This window comes from Microbacterium sp. ARD31 (genome assembly GCF_031844425.1).
Map to the genome: position 1 here is coordinate 1 of NZ_JAUZVE010000030.1, position 24112 is coordinate 24112.

At 71.1% G+C, this 24112-nt stretch carries 26 protein-coding genes; 15 read left to right on the top strand and 11 right to left on the bottom strand.

The annotated features are described in order from the left end of the window. A partial coding sequence (locus tag Q9S36_RS36890) for a 30S ribosomal protein S15 (protein ID WP_311289813.1) occupies positions 1 to 106 on the top strand: 106 nt, incomplete at its 5' end. Between the two features lie 82 nt (positions 107 to 188). Here the strand turns inward: Q9S36_RS36890 and Q9S36_RS36895 are convergent. Beyond that, positions 189 to 1199: an isopenicillin N synthase family oxygenase gene (locus Q9S36_RS36895; RefSeq protein WP_217531399.1), complete on the bottom strand. Its 1011-nt coding sequence runs from the start codon at positions 1197 to 1199 to the stop codon at positions 189 to 191. Positions 1200 to 1258: 59 nt separating this feature from the next. Then, positions 1259 to 1768 (bottom strand): Lrp/AsnC family transcriptional regulator, encoded by a 510-nt coding sequence (locus Q9S36_RS36900; RefSeq protein ID WP_311289751.1) that lies wholly within the window; start codon positions 1766 to 1768, stop codon positions 1259 to 1261. Between the two features lie 119 nt (positions 1769 to 1887). Between Q9S36_RS36900 and ald the strand changes: the two genes are divergently transcribed. After that, on the top strand, positions 1888 to 2985 hold the full coding sequence (ald, locus tag Q9S36_RS36905) for an alanine dehydrogenase (protein ID WP_311289752.1): 1098 nt from the start codon (positions 1888 to 1890) through the stop codon (positions 2983 to 2985). Between the two features lie 6 nt (positions 2986 to 2991). On the opposite strand, the gene Q9S36_RS36910 is transcribed toward ald, so the two are convergent. Beyond that, positions 2992 to 4071: an acyltransferase family protein gene (locus Q9S36_RS36910; RefSeq protein WP_311289753.1), complete on the bottom strand. Its 1080-nt coding sequence runs from the start codon at positions 4069 to 4071 to the stop codon at positions 2992 to 2994. A gap of 104 nt (positions 4072 to 4175) precedes the next feature. Here Q9S36_RS36910 and Q9S36_RS36915 point away from each other — a divergent pair, with 104 nt between their 5' ends. Both Q9S36_RS36915 and Q9S36_RS36920 read left to right on the top strand, forming a co-directional pair. Then, positions 4176 to 5372, top strand: coding sequence for an LLM class flavin-dependent oxidoreductase (locus tag Q9S36_RS36915; protein WP_359920866.1), 1197 nt, complete (start codon positions 4176 to 4178; stop codon positions 5370 to 5372). Further along, on the top strand, positions 5369 to 6013 hold the full coding sequence (locus Q9S36_RS36920; RefSeq protein ID WP_064003163.1) for an FMN reductase: 645 nt from the start codon (positions 5369 to 5371) through the stop codon (positions 6011 to 6013). The genes Q9S36_RS36915 and Q9S36_RS36920 overlap by 4 nt, the downstream gene beginning before the upstream one ends. Before the next feature lie 5 nt (positions 6014 to 6018). Here the strand turns inward: Q9S36_RS36920 and Q9S36_RS36925 are convergent, their stop codons facing one another. Then, positions 6019 to 6615, bottom strand: coding sequence for a VTT domain-containing protein (locus tag Q9S36_RS36925; RefSeq protein WP_311289755.1), 597 nt, complete (start codon positions 6613 to 6615; stop codon positions 6019 to 6021). Between the two features lie 150 nt (positions 6616 to 6765). On the opposite strand from Q9S36_RS36925, the gene Q9S36_RS36930 reads away from it, so the two are divergent. Beyond that, positions 6766 to 8721 (top strand): glycosyltransferase, encoded by a 1956-nt coding sequence (locus tag Q9S36_RS36930; RefSeq protein WP_311289756.1) that lies wholly within the window; start codon positions 6766 to 6768, stop codon positions 8719 to 8721. A gap of 10 nt (positions 8722 to 8731) precedes the next feature. Here Q9S36_RS36930 and Q9S36_RS36935 read toward each other — a convergent pair whose 3' ends face one another. Both Q9S36_RS36935 and Q9S36_RS36940 read right to left on the bottom strand, forming a co-directional pair. Beyond that, complete coding sequence (locus Q9S36_RS36935) at positions 8732 to 9412, bottom strand: response regulator (protein WP_311289757.1); 681 nt, start codon at positions 9410 to 9412, stop codon at positions 8732 to 8734. Then, the gene (locus Q9S36_RS36940) at positions 9409 to 10674 is read right to left on the bottom strand and encodes an ATP-binding protein (RefSeq protein ID WP_311289758.1); all 1266 of its coding nucleotides are present in this window, start codon (positions 10672 to 10674) and stop codon (positions 9409 to 9411) included. The genes Q9S36_RS36935 and Q9S36_RS36940 overlap by 4 nt, the downstream gene beginning before the upstream one ends. A gap of 127 nt (positions 10675 to 10801) precedes the next feature. Between Q9S36_RS36940 and Q9S36_RS36945 the strand changes: the two genes are divergently transcribed. Next, positions 10802 to 12241, top strand: coding sequence for a cation:dicarboxylate symporter family transporter (locus Q9S36_RS36945; protein WP_311289759.1), 1440 nt, complete (start codon positions 10802 to 10804; stop codon positions 12239 to 12241). 72 nt (positions 12242 to 12313) lie between these two features. Here the strand turns inward: Q9S36_RS36945 and Q9S36_RS36950 are convergent, their stop codons facing one another. Then, positions 12314 to 12496 (bottom strand): DUF5302 domain-containing protein, encoded by a 183-nt coding sequence (locus Q9S36_RS36950; protein ID WP_064003169.1) that lies wholly within the window; start codon positions 12494 to 12496, stop codon positions 12314 to 12316. Between the two features lie 293 nt (positions 12497 to 12789). On the opposite strand from Q9S36_RS36950, the gene Q9S36_RS36955 reads away from it, so the two are divergent. The 6 genes from Q9S36_RS36955 to Q9S36_RS36980 all read left to right on the top strand — a co-directional run bounded on the left by Q9S36_RS36955 (position 12790) and on the right by Q9S36_RS36980 (position 19033). Further along, positions 12790 to 15054 carry a polyribonucleotide nucleotidyltransferase gene (locus tag Q9S36_RS36955; protein ID WP_064003170.1) on the top strand — a complete coding sequence of 755 codons (2265 nt, stop codon included), beginning with the start codon at positions 12790 to 12792 and terminating at the stop codon, positions 15052 to 15054. Positions 15055 to 15257: 203 nt separating this feature from the next. Then, positions 15258 to 16277, top strand: coding sequence for an aldo/keto reductase (locus Q9S36_RS36960; RefSeq protein ID WP_311289760.1), 1020 nt, complete (start codon positions 15258 to 15260; stop codon positions 16275 to 16277). Positions 16278 to 16342: 65 nt separating this feature from the next. After that, on the top strand, positions 16343 to 16942 hold the full coding sequence (locus Q9S36_RS36965) for a histidine phosphatase family protein (RefSeq protein WP_308210378.1): 600 nt from the start codon (positions 16343 to 16345) through the stop codon (positions 16940 to 16942). A gap of 1 nt (position 16943) precedes the next feature. Next, positions 16944 to 17765 carry a TSUP family transporter gene (locus Q9S36_RS36970; protein ID WP_311289761.1) on the top strand — a complete coding sequence of 274 codons (822 nt, stop codon included), beginning with the start codon at positions 16944 to 16946 and terminating at the stop codon, positions 17763 to 17765. A 9-nt stretch (positions 17766 to 17774) separates the two neighbouring features. Then, complete coding sequence (gene dapB / locus Q9S36_RS36975) at positions 17775 to 18587, top strand: 4-hydroxy-tetrahydrodipicolinate reductase (protein ID WP_253034303.1); 813 nt, start codon at positions 17775 to 17777, stop codon at positions 18585 to 18587. Then, a complete protein-coding gene (locus Q9S36_RS36980; RefSeq protein ID WP_311289762.1) occupies positions 18584 to 19033 on the top strand; it encodes a tetratricopeptide repeat protein in 450 nt (149 codons plus the stop codon). Before dapB ends, Q9S36_RS36980 begins: the two co-directional genes overlap by 4 nt. A gap of 4 nt (positions 19034 to 19037) precedes the next feature. On the opposite strand, the gene Q9S36_RS36985 is transcribed toward Q9S36_RS36980, so the two are convergent. The 4 genes from Q9S36_RS36985 to Q9S36_RS37000 all read right to left on the bottom strand — a co-directional run bounded on the left by Q9S36_RS36985 (position 19038) and on the right by Q9S36_RS37000 (position 21437). After that, complete coding sequence (locus Q9S36_RS36985; RefSeq protein WP_311289763.1) at positions 19038 to 19928, bottom strand: TIGR01777 family oxidoreductase; 891 nt, start codon at positions 19926 to 19928, stop codon at positions 19038 to 19040. Beyond that, positions 19921 to 20346: an OsmC family peroxiredoxin gene (locus Q9S36_RS36990; protein WP_311289764.1), complete on the bottom strand. Its 426-nt coding sequence runs from the start codon at positions 20344 to 20346 to the stop codon at positions 19921 to 19923. Before Q9S36_RS36990 ends, Q9S36_RS36985 begins: the two co-directional genes overlap by 8 nt. A 94-nt stretch (positions 20347 to 20440) precedes the next feature. Further along, positions 20441 to 21007 (bottom strand): DUF4395 domain-containing protein, encoded by a 567-nt coding sequence (locus tag Q9S36_RS36995; protein ID WP_311289765.1) that lies wholly within the window; start codon positions 21005 to 21007, stop codon positions 20441 to 20443. Beyond that, positions 21000 to 21437, bottom strand: a complete 438-nt coding sequence (locus tag Q9S36_RS37000) for a thioredoxin family protein (protein WP_064003179.1) — start codon at positions 21435 to 21437, stop codon at positions 21000 to 21002. The genes Q9S36_RS36995 and Q9S36_RS37000 overlap by 8 nt, the downstream gene beginning before the upstream one ends. Positions 21438 to 21520: 83 nt before the next feature. Here Q9S36_RS37000 and thyX point away from each other — a divergent pair, with 83 nt between their 5' ends. The 3 genes from thyX (at position 21521) to Q9S36_RS37020 (ending at position 24091) form a co-directional block, all read left to right on the top strand. Beyond that, the gene (thyX, locus tag Q9S36_RS37005; protein WP_217531385.1) at positions 21521 to 22264 is read left to right on the top strand and encodes an FAD-dependent thymidylate synthase; all 744 of its coding nucleotides are present in this window, start codon (positions 21521 to 21523) and stop codon (positions 22262 to 22264) included. A gap of 21 nt (positions 22265 to 22285) precedes the next feature. Further along, positions 22286 to 23035, top strand: a complete 750-nt coding sequence (locus Q9S36_RS37010; protein WP_311289766.1) for an SDR family NAD(P)-dependent oxidoreductase — start codon at positions 22286 to 22288, stop codon at positions 23033 to 23035. A 567-nt stretch (positions 23036 to 23602) separates the two neighbouring features. Next, positions 23603 to 24091: a DUF559 domain-containing protein gene (locus Q9S36_RS37020; RefSeq protein WP_311289814.1), complete on the top strand. Its 489-nt coding sequence runs from the start codon at positions 23603 to 23605 to the stop codon at positions 24089 to 24091. Positions 24092 to 24112 lie beyond the last annotated feature (21 nt).

Sequence of the window (24112 nt, forward strand, 5' to 3'; positions counted from 1 at the left end):
GCTGTTCCTGCTCGTCGGTCAGCGCCGCCGTCTCCTGGGCTACCTCCAGGACGTCGACATCAACCGTTACCGCTCGCTCATCGAGCGCCTCGGCCTCCGTCGATAAGGCACCGCACCCAGCGTTCAATCGCGCAAAACATTCTTGAGAAGGCCGCCCCACGGTGTGGGGCGGCCTTCGTCGTTCCGGATCAGGCCCGCGCGGCGACGAGGTCGGGGTGCCAGATCGCGGCGACGTCCGGGTGCGCCCGCAGCCGCGACTTGAGCGCGTTCTCGCCGTGGAGCCCGTGGATGGGGTTGCGCGGGTCCTGCGACACCCCGCGCGCCTGCGCGGCCAGGTCGGCCGGGAGGTCGATCGCGGGCAGCTCGGCGTCGAGTGACGGGTTGAAGAAGAACGGGACCGAGATGCGGTCCTCGGGTGCCCGGGGCGAGACGACGCGATGGTTGGTCGCGGTGAGGTACCCGCCGGTGGCGTGTTCGAGCAGTTCGCCGATGTTGACGACGAAGGATCCCGGAACGGCGGGTGCGTCGATCCATTCGCCGTCGCGCTCGACCTGCAGGCCGCCCTTGCCGGGCTCGACCCACAGCAGCGTGACGACACCCGCATCCTTGTGCGCACCGACGCCCTGCTGGGGCTCGGGCGCAGCGGACCCCGGGTAGCGGACGATCTTGAGCAGGGTCTGCGCCTCGCCGAAGTGGTCGTCGAAGTAGGTCGCGGGTGCGCCGAGGGCCTCGGCCCACGCGCGCAGGAGCGTCCGGGCCACGTCCGACAGGATCGTCGTCCACTCCTCGGCGATCCCGCGGAGTTCGGGCTGGGCGCTCGGCCACAGGTTGGGTCCGACGAGCGCGGCGTAGGCGGGGGCGTCCGGGTCGGTCACCGCCGGGCGCTCCGGTCCGATGTCGATCTGCTCGCGCCAGTCCACGAGGCCCTGCGTGCGCTCGCCGCCGATACGCGTGTACCCGCGGAAGTGCGGGCTCTTCACGTTCTCGATCTCGAGCTTCGCCTCGTCGGGCAGCGCGAAGAAGGTGCGCGCGGCGCGGTGGAGGCGGGCCTCGAGTTCGGGGGAGACGCCCGTGCCGGTGAGGTAGAAGAACCCGACCTCGTGGGTGACCCGGCGCAGTTCGGCACGGAACGCGTCGGCGGCCTCGGGCCCCTGATCGAGCAGTGAGAGGTCGAGGACGGGGAGGCTCTGAGCGGACATGGTCCGAGGATAAGCAGGCCGCCCCGGCGTGCCGCCCAATGTTGCGGGTCGTTACCGGCTCAGTGGAACGGGGCGGCGACGCGATTGCGGTGGTAGTCGAAGATGATGCTCGTCCGGGTGTTCGCGACGCTGCGCTGCGCGGAGAGGTGCTCGACGACGAAGGCCCGCACCTCGCTGGAGTCCGCGACGGCGATGTGGATGAGGAAGTCGTCCGACCCGCCGAGGAAGAACATCTGGATGACCTGGGGGAGCCCGCGCACCTCGTGGGCGAACTCCGTGATGCTCTCGTGGCGCGAGCCGGGTCGCAGCGTCACGTGCACCATCGCCTGGAGTCCCGCACCGACGACCCGCTGGTCCACGCTCGCGTGGAAGCCGGTGAGGACCCCGCGCTCCACCAGCGCGCGGGTGCGGGCGTGCGCGGTCGACGGTGCCACCCCGATGCGGGCGGCGAGTTCCGCGTTCGTGAGCCGCGCATCGGCGGCGAGGGCGTCGACGATCGAACGATCGACCTCGTCGAGGTCGACGGCGGGTCGAAGATCCTTCGCCCGGTCGTGCGAAATAGCCGTCATTCCGTCTCCTTCTTCCGTCCCCAGGCCATCTTCACCGAAGGATGTTCCGTTGTCACACGTTCGTCACGAATCATCTGCAGGATGAATCCACATCACTCGCCGACGAGGAGCGTGCCGCCATGCGCATCGGGGTCCCCACTGAGATCAAGAACAACGAGAACCGGGTGGCGATCACCCCCGCCGGTGTGGACGCCCTCGTCTCCCGCGGTCATGAGGTCCTCGTGCAGTCCGGGGCCGGCGCGGGCTCCCGCCTCTCCGACGACGCCTTCGCGGCGGCCGGTGCGACGATCACGCCGGACGCCGAATCGACCTGGGGCGACGCCGAGCTCGTGGTGAAGGTCAAGGAGCCCATCGCCGCCGAGTACGGTCACCTCCGGGGCGACCTCACCCTCTTCGCCTACCTCCACCTGGCCGCGGACCGACCGCTCACCGACGCCCTCATTGCGGCGGGAACCACCGCCGTGGCGTACGAGACCGTGCAGGCCGCGGATCGGTCGCTGCCCCTCCTGTCGCCCATGAGCGAGGTCGCCGGCCGGATCTCCATCACCGTCGGCGCGCACACGCTCATGAGTGCCGCAGGCGGCCGCGGCACCCTCCTGGGCGGGGTCGCCGGGACGCCGAAGGCCAAGGTCGTCGTCATCGGCGGCGGGGTGGCCGGCGAGCACGCGGCGGCGAACGCCCTCGGGATGGGTGCGAACGTCACCGTCATCGATGTCTCGCTGCCGCGGCTGCGTGAGCTCGAGAAACGGTATGCCGGCCTGCACACCCGCGCCTCCAGCCGGTACGAGATCGCGGAGCAGGTGGCATCCGCTGATCTCGTCATCGGATCGGTCCTCATCCCGGGTGCGGCGGCGCCGAAGCTCGTCACGCTCGACATGGTGGCGGGCATGAAGGCGGGCGCGGTCCTCGTCGACATCGCGATCGACCAGGGCGGCTGCTTCGAGGGTTCGCGTCCGACCACGCACGACGACCCCACGTTCGCCGTCCACGACGCCGTGTACTACTGCGTCGCGAACATGCCCGGCGCGGTGCCCGAGACCTCCACGCGCGCCCTCACGAACGCAACGCTGCCCTACGTCACGGCGCTCGCCGACAAGGGGTGGGATGCCGCATCGGCGGCCGATCCCGCGCTAGCCAAGGGACTGAACGTGCGAGCGGGGCGGGTCGTCAACGAGGGCGTCGCCGCGGCGTTCGGCCTGTCGTTCGCCCCCGCCTGACTCCTCTCAGGTACTGGGCGTCCCGCTCGGCGCGCCCGGCCGCCGCGACCCCGTCGGGTCGTTGCGCCGTCCGTCGCTCCGCGTGAGGTCGGGGTCGGCGAAGAGCCATCCGGGGCGCGGTTCGATCAGCGGGCGGAAGACGCGGCGGACCGGTCGGGACGCCAGGAGCACCGTGATCGCCACCGACAGGAGGGCGACGAGCGGCAGCCACAGCCACGTCGGATCGAGTCCGCGCAGCACCCCCGATTCCCGGAACGGGTAGAGCACGAAGGAGTGCAGGAGGTAGACGTACATCGTGTACCGTCCGATCGAGGTCCAGCGGTACTGGCCGCGGGGGATGAGTGCGAAGAACGAGACGCTGAGCACGAGCGCGAGGGCCATGAGCAGCAGCCGCACGCCGCCCGCCCACCACTGCCATCCGACGAGATCGACGTAGTTCTCCTCGTAGAAGAGCCACTGGCTGAGGTTCATCTCCTTCAGCGGGCCGACGAACACCCACGCGCAGACGCCGGCGGCGGCGAGGATCGCCGCGGCGGCCAGACGCAACGACAGTCTCCGTCGCTGCAGCAGCCCGTGGCGTTCGAGGATGCGGTGATGGCTGAGCCACCATCCCAGGGTGAAGAACGGCAGCAGCCCGAGCGTGCGCGAGAGCGACAGCGTCGCGTCCACGTTGGGGAAGTAGCCCGCCGTGATCGAGATGACGAGCGTCCAGAGCAGCGGCATCCGGAGCAGTGCGAGGTACGGCAGCACGAGCCGGAAGATGGCGAGGGCGAGCAGGAACCAGAGGGTCCACGACGGCTGGGTGAGGTTCGGGTTCGCCTGGCCCTCGACGAGGAACTTCGTCAGCGTCCACAGGCCCTCGAAGATCACGTACGGCACGACGATGTCGGTGAGGAGACGGGTCATCCGTCGTCTGCTCGGCGGGTCGGAGCGCGAGAAGTAGCCCGAGATGAGCGCGAACGCCGGCATGTGGAACGCGTAGATCAGGAAGTAGAGGCTCTGCGCGATGTCCGAGTCGTACGTCAGCCGCTGGATGGCGTGCCCGAGGACGACGAGCAGTACCCGCGGGAATAACGTGGACACCACGGCGTTGACACCGGTATATTCACTTGCATGAATCGGGCGCGATCCGTCCGGGAATCGAGAGGGACACCGTGAGCGACACCAGCAGCACCACCACCTGGCCCGGGGTGCAGTTCGGCATCTTCACCGTCACCGACATCACGCAGGACCCCACCACGGGTCACACGCCGAGCGAGCGAGAGCGCATTGCGGCGACCGTCGAGATCGCCAAGCACGCCGAAGAGGTCGGCCTCGACGTCTTCGCCATCGGCGAGCACCACAACCCGCCGTTCTGGTCGTCCTCGCCGACGACGACGCTCGCGTACATCGCGGCGCAGACCGAGCGCCTCATCCTCTCGACCTCGACGACGCTCATCACGACGAACGATCCCGTGAAGATCGCTGAGGACTACGCGATGTTGCAGCACCTGTCGGGCGGTCGCATGGACCTCATGCTCGGGCGCGGCAACACCGGTCCCGTCTACCCCTGGTTCGGCAAGGACATCCGTCAGGGCGTGCCGCTCGCGATCGAGAACTACGCCCTGCTCCACAAGCTGTGGCGTGAGGACGTCGTCGACTTCGAGGGCACGTTCCGCACGCCGCTGCAGGGCTTCACCTCGACGCCGCGGCCGCTCGACGGTGTGCCGCCCTTCGTGTGGCACGGCTCGATCCGCACGCCCGAGATCGCCGAGCAGGCCGCGTACTACGGCGACGGCTTCTTCGCGAACAACATCTTCTGGCCCGCCGAGCACTACCAGCGCCTGATCGGCCTCTACCGTCAGCGCTGGGAGCACTACGGCCACGGGGCTCCCGAGACGGCGATCGTCGGCATCGGCGGTCAGGCGTTCATGGCGAAGAACTCGCAGGATGCCGTCGCGCAGTTCCGCCCGTACTTCGACAACGCCCCCGTCTACGGCCACGGCCCGTCGATGGAGGACTTCACCGAGATGACGCCGCTCACCGTCGGTTCGCCGCAGCAGGTGATCGACCGGTACGCAGGCATGCGCGACCTGTTCGGCGACTTCCAGCGTCAGCTCTTCCTCGTCGATCACGCGGGGCTTCCGTTGAAGACCGTGCTCGAGCAGCTCGACTTCCTCGGCGGCGAGGTCGTGCCGGTGCTCCGCAAGGAGCTGGCGAAGGATCGGCCGGCCATCGTCCCCGATGCCCCCACCCACGCGGCGCGGGTGGCCGCCACGTACGGTGACGGTCCGGTCCGTGAGGCCCGCCCGCGCGCGAACCGCGGCGACAACCTCTCCGGCCCGAGCCCGTACCAGGACACCCCGGCTCCCGTCGGCGCCGCGTTCGGTCTGGGCGGTGCTCGATGACCGCCCGTCGCATCGCGGTCGTCTCGGCGGGGCTCTCGAACCCGTCGTCGACGCGGATGCTCGCCGACAAGCTGGCGACCGCCGTGCTCGCGGACCTGCGGGAGCGGGGGGTGGAGGCATCCGTCGACACCTTCGAGCTCCGCGAGTACGCGCACGACATCACGAACAACCTGCTCACCGGGTTCGCCCCGCCCGCCCTCGAGACGATGATCAACACGGTCGTGTCGGCCGACGCGCTCATCGTCGTCACGCCGATCTTCTCGACGAGCTACTCGGGCCTGTTCAAGTCGTTCATCGACGTGCTCGATCCCGACGCGCTGCAGGGCAAGCCCGTCCTCATCGGGGCGAACGCGGGCACGGCGCGGCACTCGCTCGCGATCGACTACGCGATCCGTCCGCTGTTCGCCTACCTGCACGCCGAGGCGGTCTCGACCGGTGTGTTCGCCGCGTCCTCGGACTGGGGTGCCCGCGCCGACGACGTCTCGCCGCTGTCGGCTCGCATCGAGCGCGGCGCACGGGAACTGGCGGATGCCGTGACGCGGCGCCCGGCCGGCGAGACGCTCGACCCGTTCGACCCCGAGTCCTACCTCGGCAAGGGCGGCTCGTTCGGTCACCTGCTCGGTGGTCTCACGGGGGAGTGATCCCCTCAGCGTGAGCGGCGGCCCGTCCAGCGGGCCGCCGCCGCGTCGATCGTCACGCCCAGGATGATCGCAACGGCGATGGAGACGACGACGGCCAGCGCGGGGCTCCCCGGCAGGAGACCGCCGACAGCGGCACCCACGACCGCCTGGTAGAGCGCCCAGACGGTCGCCGCGACCGCGACCGTGCCCAGGTACCGGGCCGCGGGCACCCTCGTCGCTCCCGCGGTGAGGTTGACCGCGAGCCGGGCGAAGGGGATGAACCGTGCCGTGAACACCACCGTCGCCGTCCCGCGCGACAGGCGGGCTCCCGCCCACTCGAACGCGGCACGGATGCGGCGGTGCCGCATCCATCCCCACCGCTCCACGCCGGCGAACCGCCCCACGCCGTAGCAGAGCGCGTCGCCGCAGAAGGCGGCGAGGGCGGCCACCGCGACGACGGCGGCGAGCGGCGGCGTTCCGGTGGCGGCCGCGAGCGCCCCCGCCGCGGTGACGGCCACCTCGCCCGGGACGACGACGAGGACGGCGTCGGCGAGGACGAGGGCGAAGAGCGCCGGCAGCGCCCACGGGCCCGCCGCGACGCTCGTCAGCAGATCGGCGAACACGGCGCCTGTGTAGCAGGCGGGGGTGAACGACGCGCGAACGGGGGACGGCGCGGAACCGGTCGGTGGACGCGCGGGGAGGGGGGGATGAACACTCCGCGATCCGGGCCTTCCGCGCTGTGTCAGGGCTCCGCCGCCCGTCACCCTGGTGCTGTGAGAGTCGCGGTCGTCACCGAGTCCTTCCTCCCGCACATGAACGGGGTCACCGGATCCGTCCTGCAGATCCGGGACCATCTCGAGCGACGCGGGCACGACGTGTTCGTCATCGCGCCCGCCGCCGGACGCCGGGAGCTCGGGATGCCGGGCCGCGCCGTGCCGTCCGTCCCGCTGCCGCGGTACCCCGCCGTCCGTCTCGCTGTGCCACCGGTCGCCTCGCTCGCCCGCGACCTCGCCCGCTTCGACGCGGACGTGGTCCACCTCGCCTCGCCGTTCCTGCTCGGGTGGCAGGGGCTCCTCGCCGCCGAGGCACGCCGGCTGCCGAGCGTCGCCGTGTACCAGACCGACGTCGTCTCGTACGCGGGGAGGTACGGGCTCCCGCAGGGGGCCGCCCTGGCCGAGGCGCACGTCCGCCGGCTGCACCGCCGCGCGACCCTCACCCTCGCCCCCTCCGCGTCGGCGCGCGCGCAGCTCGAGGGGTTCGGCGTCGACCGCGTCGCGCTGTGGGGGCGCGGCGTGGACGGCGCGCGGTTCACGCCGAGCCGGCGCGACGAGCGGTGGCGGCGGAGCGTCGCCCCCGGCGAGGTGATCGTCGGGTACGTGGGGAGGCTGGCTCCCGAGAAGCAGGTGGAGGACCTCGCGGCGCTGCGGGGGATCCCCGGCATCCGTCTCGTCATCGTCGGGGACGGGCCTGCGCGACCGGTCCTCGAGCAGCTCCTGCCGAACGCGGTCTTCCTCGGCCACCTCGATGGCGACGCGCTGGCGACCGCGCTCGCGTCGTTCGACGTCTTCGTCCACCCCGGCGAGAGCGAGACTTTCGGCCAGACGATCCAGGAGGCGCAGGCCAGCGGCGTCCCGGTCGTGGCGACGGGGACCGGCGGTCCCGTCGACCTCGTCCGCAGCAGCGTCGACGGGTGGCTCTACCGCCCGGGCGACGCGGACGACCTGCGCGCGCGGGTCGCCGACCTCGCCGGTGACGACGCGAAGCGCCGCGCCTTCGCCCGCGCCGCCCGCGACGCGGTGTCGGGACGCACCTGGGAGGCGCTCGCGGACCGCCTCGTCGAGCATTACGACCGTGCCGCGATGCTGCACCGGACGGATGCCGGGCGCCGGGCCCTCGCGTGGCCCCGCCCGGACGTCGCCGCCCCCGGCGCCGCGGACGGGCGCTCCTGGTCCCGATACGTCGCGCTGGGGGACTCGATCACCGAGGGCCTGTGCGATGCGTCCCGCATGCCGCGGGGAGCGTTCCGCGGATGGGCCGACCGGCTCGCGCACCTGCTGGCGCTGAGCGGCGGGGAGCATCGTGCCTTCCGTTACGCGAACCTGGCCGTCCGCAGTCGCCGCGTCGCGCACCTCGTCGAGGAGCAGCTGCCCCGCTGTCTCGAGATGCGCCCCGACCTGGTGTCGGTGCTGATCGGCGCCAACGACCTCGCGCAGGTGCGGTGCGACCCGGTCGCGCTAGCCGCGCAGGTGGAGGATGCCGTGACCCGCCTCCGCGACGCGGGGTGCGACGTGCTGCTCGCGACGGTCTTCCTCCCGGACAGGTGGGCGGCGGGCGTGTTCACCCGACGCTTCGCCGTCTACAACGCGCACCTGCGCCGGGCGGCCGCACGCACCGGCACGATCCTCCTCGACCTCGCGGCCCTCCCCGAGCTGTCGCGCGTCGAGCTCTGGGCCGACGACAAGGTGCACCTGCGCTCGCGGGGGCATCGCTACGTCGCCTATCGCGCCGCCGAGGCGCTCGGCATGCCCGACGCCGAGGCGCTCGCCGGTCTCGACGAGGCGTTCCACGTCGACGAGGAGCCCCCGACCGGCTCGTGGCTGCGCCGCGATGCGCTGCCGTGGGTGTGGCGCCGGCTGCGGGGCCGGACGGCCGGGGACGGGCTGACGGCGAAGGTCCCGGACTACGTCCTGGTCGGCCGTCCCGGCGGGCGGGCCGGCGTGCAGCGCTGAGCGGCGCCGCTCACTGCTTCCAGCGGTACTCCGTCTCGGGGCGACCCGGGGTCCCGTACCGTTGCACCCGCTCGACCCGGCCCGCCTCGGCGAGGTGCTCCAGGTATCGCCGCGCGGCGACCCGCGACATCCCGAGCCGGTCCGCCGCCTCTCGTGCCGACGCCGGCCCTGTCCGCAGCAGCGCGCTCACGCGGCCGAGGGTCTCGGGCGACAGCCCCTTCGGCAGTGTCGGCGCGGGCGCGGTGCGCAGGGTCCCCAGCATCGCGTCGATCTCGGCCTGCGTCGCCGCGCCCGCCGTCTGCGACACCTGGTCGCGGAAGCGGCGGTACTGCTGCATCCGGTCCTGGAAATCGCCGAACGTGAAGGGTTTGACGAGGTACTGCACCGCACCGAGCGTGATCGCCTGCCGCACCACCTCCGCATCGCGGACCGACGTGATCGCGATGACGTCGACCGTCCCGGCTCGGGCGCGAAGGTGGCGGAGGACATCGAGCCCCGAGCCGTCGGGCATCGTCATGTCGAGCAGGACGAGGTCGATGTCGGCGGCGCGGGGACTGTCGAGTAGGGCGGCGACGGCGGCGCGTGCGCCGGTGCACTCGGCGACGACCTCGAAGCCGTCCAGCCGCTCGACGTAGTGCCGGTGGAGTTCGAGGGTGAGGGCGTCGTCGTCGACGACCAGCACGCCGATCATCCGTTGCTCCGGGGGAGGATGACGCGGAACGTCGTCGGATCGGACGTCACCGAGATCGTGCCCTCGGCCTCCTCCACGATCGAGCGCACGAGGGCGAGGCCCACGCCGCGACCGAGCTCGCCCGCGGGTTTCGTCGAGAAGCCGTGCGCGAAGATGCGGTCCGTGATCTCAGCCGGGATGCCGTCCCCGCTGTCGGCGACCTCGACGGCGAGCTCGTCCTCCGCGGTGGGGGTCATGCGCACGTCCACCCACCGCGGCGCGGCGCCGGACGCCGCGGCATCCAGCGCATTGTCGATGAGGTTTCCGACGACCGACACCGCGTCAACGGGGGAGAGCACCGATCGCGGCGCGTCGGCGTCGATGCGCGCGCGCCACTCGACACCGCGCTCGGCGGCCTGCGACGCCTTGCCGAGCAGCAGGGCGCCCACCGTCGGGTCGCCCTCGCGGCGGGCCGCGACCTGATCGACGAGCAACTGGCTCTGCCGGGCGTCCTCCGAGAGGATCTCGATCGCCTCGCTCGTGCGGCCCAGTTCGAGCAGGGCGATGGCCGTGTGCAGCCTGTTGCCGTGCTCGTGCGTCTGCGCCCGGAGCGCCTCCCCGAGGGTGCGCATGGACTCATACGACGAGACGGCGTCGCGCACGGCGCCGGCGGGGAGGTCTCCGGTGACCCGCCGGGTCGCCCGCCGGGCGAAGATGGCTCCGGCGAGCCCCGCCGCGGCGAGGACCACCGCGATGCCGACCGCCACCAGGACGCGCGGGCCGAGCGTCTCGGCGATCGATCCGATCGTGACGCCCACCGACACGCGCCCCACGACCTCGCCGTCCGAGACGACCGGCACGATCGTCCGGACGGACGGCCCCAGGGTCCCGGTGAACTCCTCCGTGAGGGTCACGGTGCCCTCGGGGATGGTCCCGAGGTAGCGCTCGCCGATCCGAGCCGGGTCAGGATGGGTGATCCGGATGCCGGAGGGGTCCATCACGGTCACGAAGTCGACGCCGGCGTCGGCGATGATCGCCTCGATCTCGGGCTGCAGGACGCGCGACGCCGCGGCGCGGTCCCCCTGCGCGAGGGCGTCGACGACGCCGGCGCTGTCGGCGATCGTCTCGGCCACCGCCCGCGTCACCCGCTCGGCCTCCGCGCGGACGGCGCGCTGGCCCTCCCAGAGCAGGATTCCCGCCATCGCGAGGGAGAGGACGACGACGGCGGCCGAGACGGCGACGAAGACGCGGGATGCCGCGCTCGTCGGTCGGGGTCGCGCCACCCTGCACTCCTCTCGCCGTTCTGCGAACAATACGACCACAACGGCGGATGCCGGTCCGCGAGGCGCACGCTGATCCTCGTCGACACTGCCGTCGGCTCACGACAAAGACTGTCACGCAGGAGAGATCATGGCCCTCACAACCTCGTTCCGGCTCCCCGGATACAACCCCCGCCGCGGCAAGCAGGCCTGGGACAAGCACACCTGGCTGTACGTCTCGGTGATCATCGCGGTGGTCCTCGGCTGCGTCGTCGGTCTCCTCTGGCCGACCTTCGCCGTCGAGTTGGAACCGGTCGGCAAAGCGTTCGTCAACCTCATCAAGATGATGATCGCGCCGATCATCTTCTGCACGATCGTCGTCGGGGTCGGCTCCATCGCCAAGGCCGCCACCGTCGGTCGCATCGGCGGTCTTGCGCTCCTCTACTTCATGGCGATGTCGACGTTCGCCCTGGGGATCGGTCTCGTGGTCGGCAACATCATCCACCCGGGTGAGGGCCTCAACATGCAGAGCGCCACCTACGACACCGGTTCGCTGCCCGAGGCGAAGACGACGACGGAGTTCATCCTCGGCATCATCCCGACCACCTTCTTCTCGGCCTTCACCGGCGAGAGCGTCCTCCAGGTCCTGTTCATCGCCCTGCTCGTCGGCTTCGCCCTGCAGAAGATGGGCGCCAAGGGCGAGCCCGTCATGAACGCGGTCAAGAACCTTCAGGCCCTCGTCTTCCGCATCCTCGGCATGATCCTCTGGCTCGCCCCGATCGGTGCGTTCGGTGCCATCGCCGCCGTCGTCGGCAAGACCGGTGTCGCGGCGATCCTGAGCCTCGGCCTTCTGATGATCGCCTTCTACATCACGTGCATCGTGTTCATCGTCGGCGTCCTCGGAACGCTCCTGTACGCCGTCGCCCGCATCAACATCTTCCAGGTGATGAAGTACCTCGGCCGCGAGTACCTGCTCATCGTGGGCACCTCCTCGAGCGAGTCGGCCCTGCCGCGCCTGATCGCCAAGATGGAGCACCTCGGCGTCTCCAAGCCCGTCGTGGGCATCACGGTCCCCACCGGGTACTCCTTCAACCTCGACGGCACCGCGATCTACCTGACGATGGCGTCGCTGTTCATCGCCGCCGGCATGGGGGCGCCGATGTCGATCCCCGAGCAGATCGGTCTCCTGGTCTTCATGATCATCGCCTCCAAGGGTGCTGCCGGTGTCACCGGTGCGGGGCTGGCGACCCTCGCGGGCGGTCTGCAGGCCTACCGCCCCGACCTCGTCAACGGCGTCGGCGTCATCGTCGGCATCGACCGGTTCATGTCCGAGGGCCGTGCGCTCACGAACTTCACCGGCAACGCGGTCGCGACGCTCCTCATCGGCACGTGGACGAAGCAGATCGACCGCGAGCAGGTCGCCGCGGTCCTCGCGGGGAAGCGTCCCTTCGACGAGTCGACGCTCACGGGTCACGGCGTCTCGGACGACACCGGCGCCGTCGACACGACGGGCCTCGGTGACGCCGCCCTCGACGAGGCAGCGGCCAAGGAGGAGCGCGCTCGCCGGCGCGCGGAGGTGGCGTCGCGCTGACGCGACACGAACGCGGCGGGCCCGGACAGCCAGAAGGCATCCGGGCCCGCCGTCATGTCGGGCCGTTCGGGCTCAGCCGCTCTTGCGTCGGAACTCGCGCTTGGTGACGGCGCCGTGCGTCCCGTGCACGGCGGAGTCCCCGTCCAGGTGGGCTTCACCCTTCCGGCTCTGCGCGTTCTTCTTCTCGAGCGCCTCGCGGAACTTCCGCTTCATGTCTTCGGATGCCGCGTCCGCGGTCTTCTCGTCGTCGCTCATGCCGCCACGATACGCACTCCGAAGGTCCGCTGATAGGATGGGTCGGGTTGCCCGCGGTCCTCATCGCGGCATCCGCTCAACTTCACAGTGAGCTCATGGAGCAGGCCCGGCAGGAAGCTGGTCCCCTGTGGTGGATTCCCATCCCGTTCCCGCGGATGGTGGTCTTCGACTGGTGGCCAGCGCAGGCGGTCCTCGCGGATTCTCCGCGCGCCCATATCTGCCTGTTCCTGCTCCTTCGCACGATCTCGCTCGCGAAACGCGCGTGCGAGTCTAAACAAAGAAGGAGAGACCTCTTGGAAGGTCCTGAAATCACCGCCGCCGAAGCCGTCCTCGACAACGGACGCTTCGGCACCCGCACCGTCCGGTTCGAGACCGGACGCCTCGCCCAGCAGGCGCAGGGCGCCGTCGCCGCCTACCTCGACGAGGAGACGATGCTCCTGTCGGCCACCAGCGCCGGCAAACACCCCCGTGAGGGCTTCGACTTCTTCCCGCTGACCGTCGACGTCGAAGAGCGTTCGTACGCGGCGGGCAAGATCCCCGGCTCGTTCTTCCGTCGCGAGGGTCGTCCCTCGACGGAGGCGATCCTCGTCTGCCGCCTCATCGACCGGCCGCTGCGTCCGTCGTTCGTCGACGGCCTCCGCAACGAGGTCCAGATCGTCGTGACGGTGCTGTCTATCGCGCCCGGCGAGTACTACGACGCCCTCGCGATCAACGCGGCCTCCGCGTCGACGCAGATCTCGGGTCTGCCGTTCTCGGGCCCGATCGCCGGTGTGCGCCTCGCGCTCATCCCCGGTCACGGCGAGCACGCCGACCAGTGGGTCGCGTTCCCGAACCAGAAGCAGGTCGAGGAGGCCGTGTTCGACCTCATGGTCGCCGGTCGCGTCCTGCCCGACGGCGACGTCGCGATCATGATGGTCGAGGCCGAGGCCACCGAGAACTCGTGGAACCTCATCAAGGGCGGCGCCGTCAAGCCGAGCGAGGACATCGTCGCCGGTGGCCTCGAGGCCGCCAAGCCGTTCCTCAAGCAGCTCGTCGAGGCGCAGGCGCAGATGGCCGCCGAGTCCTCGCGTGAGCCGGGCGTCTACCCCGTCTTCCCGCCGTACAGCTCCGAGGTTTACGACTTCGTGGCCGGCCGCGCCTACGACGACCTGGTGAACGTGTACCAGATCGCCGACAAGCAGGAGCGCCAGGCGGCCGATGACGCCGTCAAGGACCGCGTCAAGGCCGAGCTCATCGCCGCCGTCGAGGCGGAGCAGCTGCCCGCCGGCGCGCCGATCGAGTTCTCCGCCGCCTACAAGTCCGTGACGAAGGTCGTCGTCCGCGGTCGCATCCTCTCCGAGGGTGTCCGCATGGACGGTCGTGGGCTCGCCGACATCCGTCCGCTCGACGCCGAGGTGCAGGTCATCCCGCGCGTCCACGGCTCGGCGATCTTCCAGCGCGGCGAGACCCAGATCCTGGGTGTCACCACCCTGAACATGCTCAAGATGGAGCAGCAGATCGACTCGCTGTCGCCCACGACGAGCAAGCGCTACATGCACCACTACAACTTCCCGCCCTACTCGACCGGTGAGACCGGCCGTGTCGGCAGCCCGAAGCGTCGCGAGATCGGGCACGGCTTCCTCGCCGAGCGCGCCCTCGTGCCCGTGCTGCCCAGCCGTGAGGAGTTCCCGTACGCGATCCGTCAGGTGTCCGAGGCTCTCGGCTCCAACGGCTCGACGTCGATGGGCTCGGTGTGCGCCTCGACCCTGTCGCTGCTGAACGCGGGTGTGCCGCTGCGCGCCCCCGTCGCCGGTATCGCGATGGGTCTCGTGACCGACGAGGTCGACGGCCAGACGCGCTACGCCGCGCTGACCGACATCCTCGGCGCCGAGGACGCCCTCGGTGACATGGACTTCAAGGTCGCGGGCACGAGCGAGTTCATCACCGCGATCCAGCTCGACACGAAGCTCGACGGCATCCCGTCGTCGGTGCTCGCCGCCGCGCTGACGCAGGCGAAGGATGCCCGCCTCACGATCCTGAACGTCCTGAACTCGGCGATCGACGCGCCCGACGAGATGGCGCCGACCGCGCCGCGCGTCATCAGCGTCCAGATCCCGGTCGACAAGATCGGTGAGCTGATCGGCCCCAAGGGCAAGACGATCAACGCGATCCAGGACGAGACCGGCGCGCAGATCTCGATCGAGGACGACGGCACGGTGTACATCGGCGCCGTCGACGGTCCCTCGGCCGAGGCCGCTCGGGCGCAGGTGAACGCCATCGCTAACCCGACCAACCCCGAGGTCGGCGAGCAGTTCCTGGGCACGGTCGTCAAGATCGCGACCTTCGGTGCGTTCGTCTCGCTCCTGCCGGGCAAGGACGGGCTGCTGCACGTCAGCGAGGTCCGCAAGCTCGCGGGCGGCAAGCGCGTCGAGAACGTCGAGGACGTCCTCGGTGTCGGTCAGAAGATCCTGGTGCGCATCACCAAGATCGACGACCGCGGCAAGCTGTCGCTCGAGCCCGTGGTCGAGGAGTCGGCTCCGGCCGGCGACGCGGCCGCTGAGGCGCCGGCCGAGGCCTGATCCTCCTCTGACGAACGCCCGTCCTCTTCGGAGGGCGGGCGTTCGCCGTTCGCCGGCCGCCCCGTTGCGCAACCGTTATCGAAACGTCATCGTCCACGGGGCGGCTGTGCACGCAGCGTCCGAGGGCTGTTCTACCCTCGGAGTGAGCGCACCCGGCGGCGCATGGACGCATGTCTCCCCGAGCGCTCTGCAAGGAGACGGGCATGGCAGCGTTCGAAACGGCGGATCCGACGTCGCCGAGCGCCGCGCCCACCCTGCACCCCTCCGGTCCGCTGCCCGTCCACGGCGCTCCCGTGGGCCGCACCGTGCGCGTCCCCCTGGGCGAGACCGGGTTCTCGGTGTTCCCGCTCATCCTCGGCGGCGGCGAGTTCGGGTGGCACATCGACATCGCGGCGGCCCACGCCATCCTGGACCGCTATGTCGAACGCGGCGGCAACGCGCTCCACACCTCCGACAGCTACGCCGCCGGTCGCAGCGAGCACGCCATCGGCCGGTGGATGGCCGCGCGCCGCAACCGCGACGACGTGGTTCTCACGGTGCGTGTCGGCCGAGGTGCCGACAACCCCGGTCTCGGCCCGGTCAACCTCGTGCGGGCCGTCGAGGCATCCCTCATCCGACTCGGCACCGACCGGATCGACGTGCTGTCCCTCGACGGCACCTCCGACCGCACCACCATGCTCGAGGACACCCTCGCCACGGCGGAGTGGCTCGTCGAGTCGGGCAAGGTGCGTGCTGTCGGCGCCGCGGGCTACCGCGCCGCGCAGCTGGTGGAGGCCCGCATCCTGTCGGCGGCCGGATACCCCCGCTTCACTGTGCTCGACGTGCCGTACAACGTGCTCCGGCGCGACGAGTTCGACGGCGATCTGCGACTGGTCGCCGGAGCGCAGGGCATCGCCGTCACGCCGTCGCAGGCCCTCGAGCACGGGTACCTGTCGGGGATGCATCGCGACCGCGACCACGTCGGGGGCACGGTGCGCGGTCGCCAGTTGGCGGCGAGTATGAACCGTCGCGGCGCGCGGACCTTGCGGGCGATGGACCGGATCGCCGGCGAGCTCGCGGTGCCGCCCGCCGCTGTCGCCATCGCCTGGCTGCTCGCGCAACGGATCGTCGCGGCGCCGATCGTCAACGCCTACGCCGTCGCCCACGTCGACGAACTCGTGCAGGGTGTCGGCGTGCACCTCAGTCGAGCGCACCTCGCCGAGATCGCGCGGGCCACCGACTGAGGCTGGTTTAGGGTGGAAGGAGCCGGGGCAACGCCCGGCGCACTTTCGACGAAGCGAGCAGACACGTGACGCACTATCTGTATCTGGTGCGGCACGGCGAGCATCTCGACGCCGAGCACGGGCTCGCCGACGGACCGCTTTCGCCGCGCGGTCGTCGGCAGGCAGAGCTTCTCGCCGATCGTCTCTCGGGCGTCCCGCTCACCGCTGTGTGGCACTCACCGCTGCTGCGTGCGGCCGAGACCGCTCGCGCTGTCGCCGAGCGCCTGCCCGCGGTGGACCCCGAGCCCACCGCCCTGCTGTTCGACTGCGTGCCGAGTGGCATGACGCCGGACACCCCGCACGTCTACGAGCCGTTCTTCGGGGGAGTGACCGAGGCCGAGGCCGACGCGGGAGCCGCGCAGATGGCGGATGCCGGGGTGGAATTCCTCGCGCACCGTCCCCACGCGCACGAGCTGCTGATCACCCACAACTTCGTCATCGCGTGGTTCGTACGCGAGGTGCTGCAGGCGCCGGAATGGCGGTGGCTGACGATCAACCAGGCGCACTGCGGCCTGACGGTGCTGGCGCAGCGCCCGGGGCGTCCGTGGACGCTCGTCTCCCACAACGACCTCGCGCACCTGCCCGTGGAGCTGCGGACGGGCCTCCCCGACATCCTCTCGGTGTGAGGTGCTGACCGGCCCTCTCCTCGCCGAGTGGCTCCCCGTCTCCGCGAGCGCCCTGTTGTTCCTCGTCGTCGCCGCCGGGCTCGCCGGCTGGGTGGACGCGGTCGTCGGAGGAGGCGGCCTGATCCAGCTCCCCGCCCTCGTGATCGGGGTGCCGAAGGACGTCGCGACGCCGTTCATCCTCGGGACGAACAAGCTCTCGTCCTTCTTCGGGACGCTCTCGGCCAGCTGGGTCTATCTGCGTCGTATCCGGGTCCACCTCACCCTCCTGATCCCGCTCGTCGCCGGGGCGTTCGCCGGTTCCGCCGTCGGTGCGGCCCTCTCGCGGTACGTGCCGCGCGAACTCCTGACCCCCGTCGTGCTCGTCGCCGTCGTCGCCGTCGGCGTCTACACGCTGCTGCGGCCCCGCATGGGGCTGCATCACGAGCCGCGACACACGGATCGCCGGGCCGTGGTGTGGCGCTCGGGCGCCATCGGGCTCGGGGTCGGCTTCTACGACGGGATCCTCGGGCCGGGCACCGGGTCGTTCTTCGTCATCCTCCTCGTCGGCGTCCTCGGCTTCGGGTTCCTGCAGGCGAGCGTGAACGCCAAGATCGCGAATCTCACGACGAACCTGGCCGCGCTCATCGTCTACGGTGTGCACGGCGAGATCATCCTCGCCCTGGGCCTGCTGATGGCGTGCGCCAACATCGCCGGTGGTCTCCTCGGCGCGCGAATGGCCACCCGCGGCGGCAACGGCTTCGTCCGCGTCGTGTTCCTCGTCGTCCTCGGCCTGCTGGTCGTCAAGCTCGCGTGGGACACGATCGCGTCGTTCCCGCCCGCCTAGGCTGGTGGCATGACGACGCGCGTGGCCCTCGTGGGCGGGACCGGCAAACTCGGCGGGATCATCGCCCAGGTGATCGCAGCGACCGACGGATACGAGACGGTCGCCGTCCTCGGATCCTCGAGCGACCTCGCCGAGCTCGACGGGGCCGATCTCGTCGTCGACGCCTCGACCCCGGCGGTGTCGATCGACGTCGTCCGCGCCGCGATCGAACGCGGCAAGAACGTCCTCGTCGGCACCTCCGGATGGTCCGCCGAGCGCATCGCCCTCGTCCGCCCGCTGGTGGATGCCGCCGGCACGGGCGCCGTCTTCATCCCAAACTTCTCGCTGGGTTCGGTGATCGGGTCCGCGCTGGCTGCGGCATCCGCTCCCTTCTTCCCCTCGATCGAGATCGTCGAGACCCACCGCGAGACGAAGGTCGATTCGCCCAGCGGCACGGCCGTCCGCACCGCGGAGCTCATCGCCGCGGCGCGGTCGGAGGTCGGACCCGTCGAGGCGCCGCACGTCGACCAGCGCGCGCGGGGTCAGCAGATCGCCAGCGTCCCCGTCCACTCGCTCCGCCGTCCGGGCGTCATCGCCCGCCAGGAGACGATCCTGTCGGGGCCGGGGGAGTCGCTCACGATCGTCCACGACACCGTGGACCCTGCCGCGGCCTATGCCCCCGGCATCCGTGTGGCACTCGATGCCGCCCGCGACGCGTCGGGGATCGTCGTCGGTCTCGACGCGATGATCGACATCGGGATCCGGATGCCGCACACGTCGCGCACCGTGCCGGTCGCCGACGGGGACGTCTCGGGCCAGGTCGCCGCGACGACCGCCCGATGAGGACCCGCATCGGCGTCGGGATCGTCGCCGCCGTCGTCGTCCTCTACATCGTCCTCGTCGCGCAGCGCGCCGTGCTGCTCGTGGCGAGCGGCGATCCGGTGGGCATCGCGATGGGGATCGCCCTCGTGCTCCTGCCCGTCGTGGCGGTGTGGGCGCTGTGGCGCGAGCTGAGCTTCGGCCTGGGAGCGCAGCGGCTCGGCCGACGACTCGAGGCCGAGGGCGGCCTGCCCGAGGAGGAACTCTCGCTGCGCCCGAGCGGACGCCCCGTGCAGGCCGAGGCCGACGCGCTCTTCCCGGCGTACCGCGACGCCGTCGAGCGCGATCCCGACGACTGGCGCGCCTGGTACCGGATGGGGCTCCTCTACGACGGCGCGGGCGACCGTCGGCGTGCGCGCAGCGCCATCCGCACCGCGATCTCGCGCGAGCGCGCCGACCGTCGCGGCTGACCGGTCAGACGGCCGCCGCGACGGCGTCCTCGACGGTCGGATGCCGGAACGTGAAGCCCGTCTCGAGCAGCACCGCCGGGACGACGTGCGTGTCGTTGGCGAGCAGCGCCTCGACCGCGTCCTTGCCGAGCACGAGCCGGACCGCCCACAGGGGCGCGCGCAGCACGTACGGGCGGTTCAGGCGGCGTGCCAGGGCGAACCCGAGGTCGTTCGCGGTGGCGCGTTCGGGCCCCGTCAGGTTGACCGGCCCCGTGATCCCGCGGTCGATGACGTGGCGGATCGCACGCACCTCGTCCTCGAGCGAGATCCACGGCCACACCTGCGTGCCGCGGCCGAGCGGCCCCGACAGGCCGAGCTTGGTGAGCAGCAGCAGCGGCTTCAGCACGCCGTCCCGGTGGACGACGGGGGCGGTGCGCAGCAGCGCGGTGCGGACGCCCGATGCGGTCGCCGCGGACTCCCACTCGCCGCAGAGGTCGGACAGGAACGCGTCGCCGCGCGGACCCGACTCGTCGAAGGTCCGGCCGTGCGCGTCGGGCGGGTAGTACCCGGTCGCCGAGGAGCTCACGAACAACGGCGCCTCGTCCGCGAGCTCGCGGAGGGCGCGGGCGAGTGTCTGCGTCGGATGGATGCGCGACCACACCAGCGTCCTCTTGTAGGACGGCGTCCACGGGAAGCGCCCGATCGTCGCGCCGTTGAAGTTCACGACGGCCGCAGCCCCCGCGAGCACCTGGGGGTCGAGCGGCGATTTGCCCGGCGCCCAGGTCACCTCGTCGGGGGCCTGCGCCTCGTGGCGGACGAGTCGCGTGACGGTGTACCCGTCGGTCCGCAGCGAATCGACGAGCGCCCGCCCGATCAGACCCGACGCACCCGAGACGACGACGCGGCGATCAGGCAAGCGTCGCCTCGAGCGTGATCTCGATGCCGGAGAGGGCTGCCGAGACGGGGCATCCCGCCTTCGCCTCGTTGGCGATGCGGTCGAAGTCCTCCGCCGAGAGGCCGGGCACCGACGCGTTGACGTTCAGGTGCGAGCCGGTGATCCCGGTGCCGGGGATGAAGGTGACGGATGCCGTGGTTTCGACGCTCTCGGGCGGGGTGCCGTTCTCGGCGAGGGCGTTGGAGAGGGCCATGCTGAAGCACGACGAGTGCGCGGCGGCGATGAGTTCCTCGGGCGTCGTCACCGAGGTGGATCCCTCGCTGCGCGCCTTCCAGTTCACGGCGAACGGTCCCTGGTTGGAGCTCTCGAGGGCGACCTCGCCCGCCCCTTCGAACAGGGTGCCCTTCCAGCTGGTGGTGGCTTCGCTCGTGACGCTCATGGTGTCTCCTCGGTCGTGGTCGTGACGGATCGCTGCCGAGCCTAAACCTCGTCCATGAGCGTGCGATATGACTTGACGCGGCCGCAGCGGAGCGTCAGGCGGTACGGCCCACGAGGCCGATGCGCTGCAGGACCAGCCACAACTGGCATCCGAGGCACAGCCCGAACACGGCGTTGAGGAACGCGGCCATGAAGGCGAGGCCCGCGGCGATCGGGAGCGCCACCGGGACGCCCATCACGTGGAGCAGCAGACCGACGGTGGTGACGAAGAGTCCGACGCCCTGGGCGAAACGGGGCGGACGGGGGTCCTCGAGGTCGGTCGGGGGAGCGAGGCGGGGCTGGATGAGGCGGCGGTAGAGCACACCCCACGGCGCCGTGCGGGGCGAGACGACGCCCCACAGGAACAACAGGGCGATGACGAGGACGGCGAGGAAGCCGAGGTCGAGGAGGCGCGCGCTGACCGGCGCGAGCGAGATCGCCCAGGGGCTCCCGGAGACGAAAGCGAAGTCGCCGATCGGCTGATAAGCGAACCACCCGAAGGATGCAGGCCTCTGCGTCGAGATACCGACCAATGCCAGAAGCGTCGCAACGAGCAGCAGCACCGACGTGACGGATGCCGCGAACCGCGGCCCGCGCGGATCGATCCCGCGCACCTCAGCCACGGCCGGCTCCCGTGGTCACCCGGTCGAGCTCCATCTCGACGACCTGGCGTCCGGGTGTGCCGCCGAACCGGGAGCGCACGACGCCGTGCTTGTCGAGGATGAGGGTGGTCGGGGTCTGCAGGACCCGGAAGTGCTGCGCGATGTCGACGCGGTGGGTGAGGTCGACGTCGAGGTGGATGACCCCGTCCCGCTCGTCCGCGATCTCGCGGAGCGTGCGGTGAACGCCCGGGCACCGGCCGCACATCTCGGTGCTGAACTGCAGCAGGGTCGCCTCGTCGCCGAGCCGCTCCGCGCCCAGGCGGGTCGGCTCGACGACCTCCTGCGGGTCGAAGGGACGCGGCCGGTTCTGCCGCCACCGCAGCGTGAGACCGATGCCGACGGTGACCGCGAGCAGCGCGGTCAGCACGACGATGGCGGGGAGGAGTTCCATGACCGCTCCACAGTAATGCCGGCCGCGGGTGTCGGGGCGCCGCGGCGTCATCCGGCGTCACCCCGACGGGTAGTGTGTGAGCCGTGAGTGAGCGCGCCGACAGCCCCGAGATCGAGTTCCGCAGCGATGTCACCGTCGAGCTGGTGCGCTCGTCGGCATCCGACAGTGACGTGCTCTTCGCGGCCCGGGTCTCGACCCAGGGCGAGCAGACCCTCGAGGCCGCCGCCGAGGGCACCGAGGCGACGGGGCGCGACCGAGGCCTCATCAACTACCTCATGCGCGACCGCCACGGTTCGCCGTTCGAGCACAACTCGATGACCTTCTACGTCCAGGCGCCGATCTTCGTGTTCCGCGAATTCATGCGGCACCGCATGGCGTCCTACAACGAGGAGTCGGGCCGCTACCGCGAGCTGCGTCCCGTCTTCTACGTCCCGGCCCCCGAGCGCAATCTCGTCCAGGTCGGCAAGCCCGGCGCCTACCAGTTCCTCCCCGGGTCCGAGGAGCAGGTCGAGCTCGTCGCCCGCGAGACGCGCGCGGCATCCGTCGCCGCTTTCGAGAGCTATCAGCGGATGCTGGACGCCGGCATCGCCCGCGAGGTCGCCCGCATCGTCCTGCCGCTGAACATCATGTCCTCGATGTACGTGACGGTGAACGCCCGGTCGCTGATGAATTTCCTGTCGCTGCGCACCACCCGCGAGGGGACGCACTTCCCGTCATTCCCGCAGCGCGAGATCGAGATGTGCGCCGAGAAGATGGAGAACGTGTGGCGCGAGCTCATGCCGCTCACGTACGCCGCCTTCAACGCGAACGGTCGCGTCGCCCCCTGACCCGCTCCTAGGCTTGCGCGCATGAGTCGCACCGCCCTTGTCACCGGAGCCAGCTCCGGGATCGGCGCAGAGTACGCCCGTCAGTTGTCGTCCCGCGGCGCCGAGGTCGTCCTCGTCGGCCGCGACGCCGACGCGCTGCGCGCTCTCGTCGACGAGATCGCGGGGGCCGGAGGACGGGCCGAGCTCCTCGTGGCCGACCTGCTCGATCCCGCCGAGCGGTGGCGCGTCGAGGAGCGCGCGGCGGGTGTCGACGTGCTCGTCAACTGCGCCGGCTACGGCCTGCGCCGCGCGTTCGAGGAGAGCGACATCGACGAGGAGGCCCGCCACCTCGAGCTCCACGCCGAGGTGACGATGCGTCTCACCCGTGCCGCGCTGCCCGCCATGCTCGAGCGCGGCAGTGGCCGCATCCTGAACGTCGCCTCGGTGGCGGGGCTGGTCCCGCGAGGCACCTACGGAGCCGCCAAGGCGTGGGTCGTGAGCTTCAGCCGCTGGGCCAACGCGGTCTACGCGCCGCGCGGGGTGACGGTCACAGCCGTGTGTCCCGGCTTCGTCCACACGAACTTCCACGAGCGACTCGGCCTGCCGCCCGGACAGGAGGGCGTCCCCGGCTGGATGTGGCTGGAAGCCCCTCACGTTGTGCGCACCTCGCTGCGCGACGCCGCCCGCGGCCGTGCCGTCAGCATCCCCTCGTTCCGGTACAAGGCGCTGGTCGCCCTCTCGCGCCTGCTGCCCGACCGCGTGGTGGTGCCCGCCGCCTCCCGCGGCCGCTGACCCGGAACACCGCGTTCGCGCGCGTCGGCTCACGCTTGCACGACCGTTGGTGCGGAATGCGCCGAGACGGCCGATTTGGGCGACGAGGTCCCCACCGATCGCGCATCCGTCGCACTCTCCACAGAACGCCGCACGAACTCGCTCTCCGCGAAGCCGCGGCTGCGGGGACCCTGCAGTGCCGTAGGCGACGAGGCTCGACGGATGGATGCCGCGACAGTCGCCCATCACGTCCGCGTCCTCGGCGGTATCGCGAGGTCTGCGCAGCTGTGTCGCCGAGGGGCGACGCGGGCACAACTCACCCGTGCAGCGGATCGCGGCGCCCTGGTCCGCGTCCGGAACGGCGTGTACGCGGTGCCCGAGGTAGATGCGTCGACCCGGCTCGCGGCCGCGCACGGGGGCGAGCTGTGCTGCGCCTCCGCGCTGCGCCACCATGGTGTCTGGGTACTCGAGCATCCGGTCGGCCTGCACGTCTGGGTGGGGCCGGACGCGCGTGTCCATCCTCACGACGGATGCCGATGCACGACCCACCGGGACGAGGGCCGAGCCGCTTTCGGTGTGGTCTCGGTCGTGCACGCCCTCATCCAGTCCGTCCGCTGCCTCGGAGCCGAGGGATTCTTCGCGGCATTCGAGTCCGCCTGGCACCTCGGTCTCCTGACCGGGTCCGACCGGGCGCTCGTGCGGCAGGGCATCCCTGCGCGGTTCCGACACCTCGTCGACATCGCCCGCCCGGACGCCGAGAGTGGGATCGAATCTCTCCTCCGCTTGCGGCTGTCGCGTCTCGGCATCCGTCTGGAGTCCCAGGTCATCGTCGCGGGTGTCGGCAGGGTGGACTTCGTCCTCGCGGGTCGGATCATCCTGGAAGTCGATGGGCGGCTGAACCACGACGGCCCCGCTCAGCGGCACCGCGACCTCGTGCGGGATGCCGAAGCCGCCGCTGCGGGGTACGAGACGCTGCGGTTCGACTACGCCCTCATCGTCCACGACTGGCCCCGAGTCGAGCGCGCGATCCTCGGCACCCTCGCTCGCAGTCGGCGACGGATGCACGAGCAGCGGTGACGGAGACAAAGGCCCGAGAGA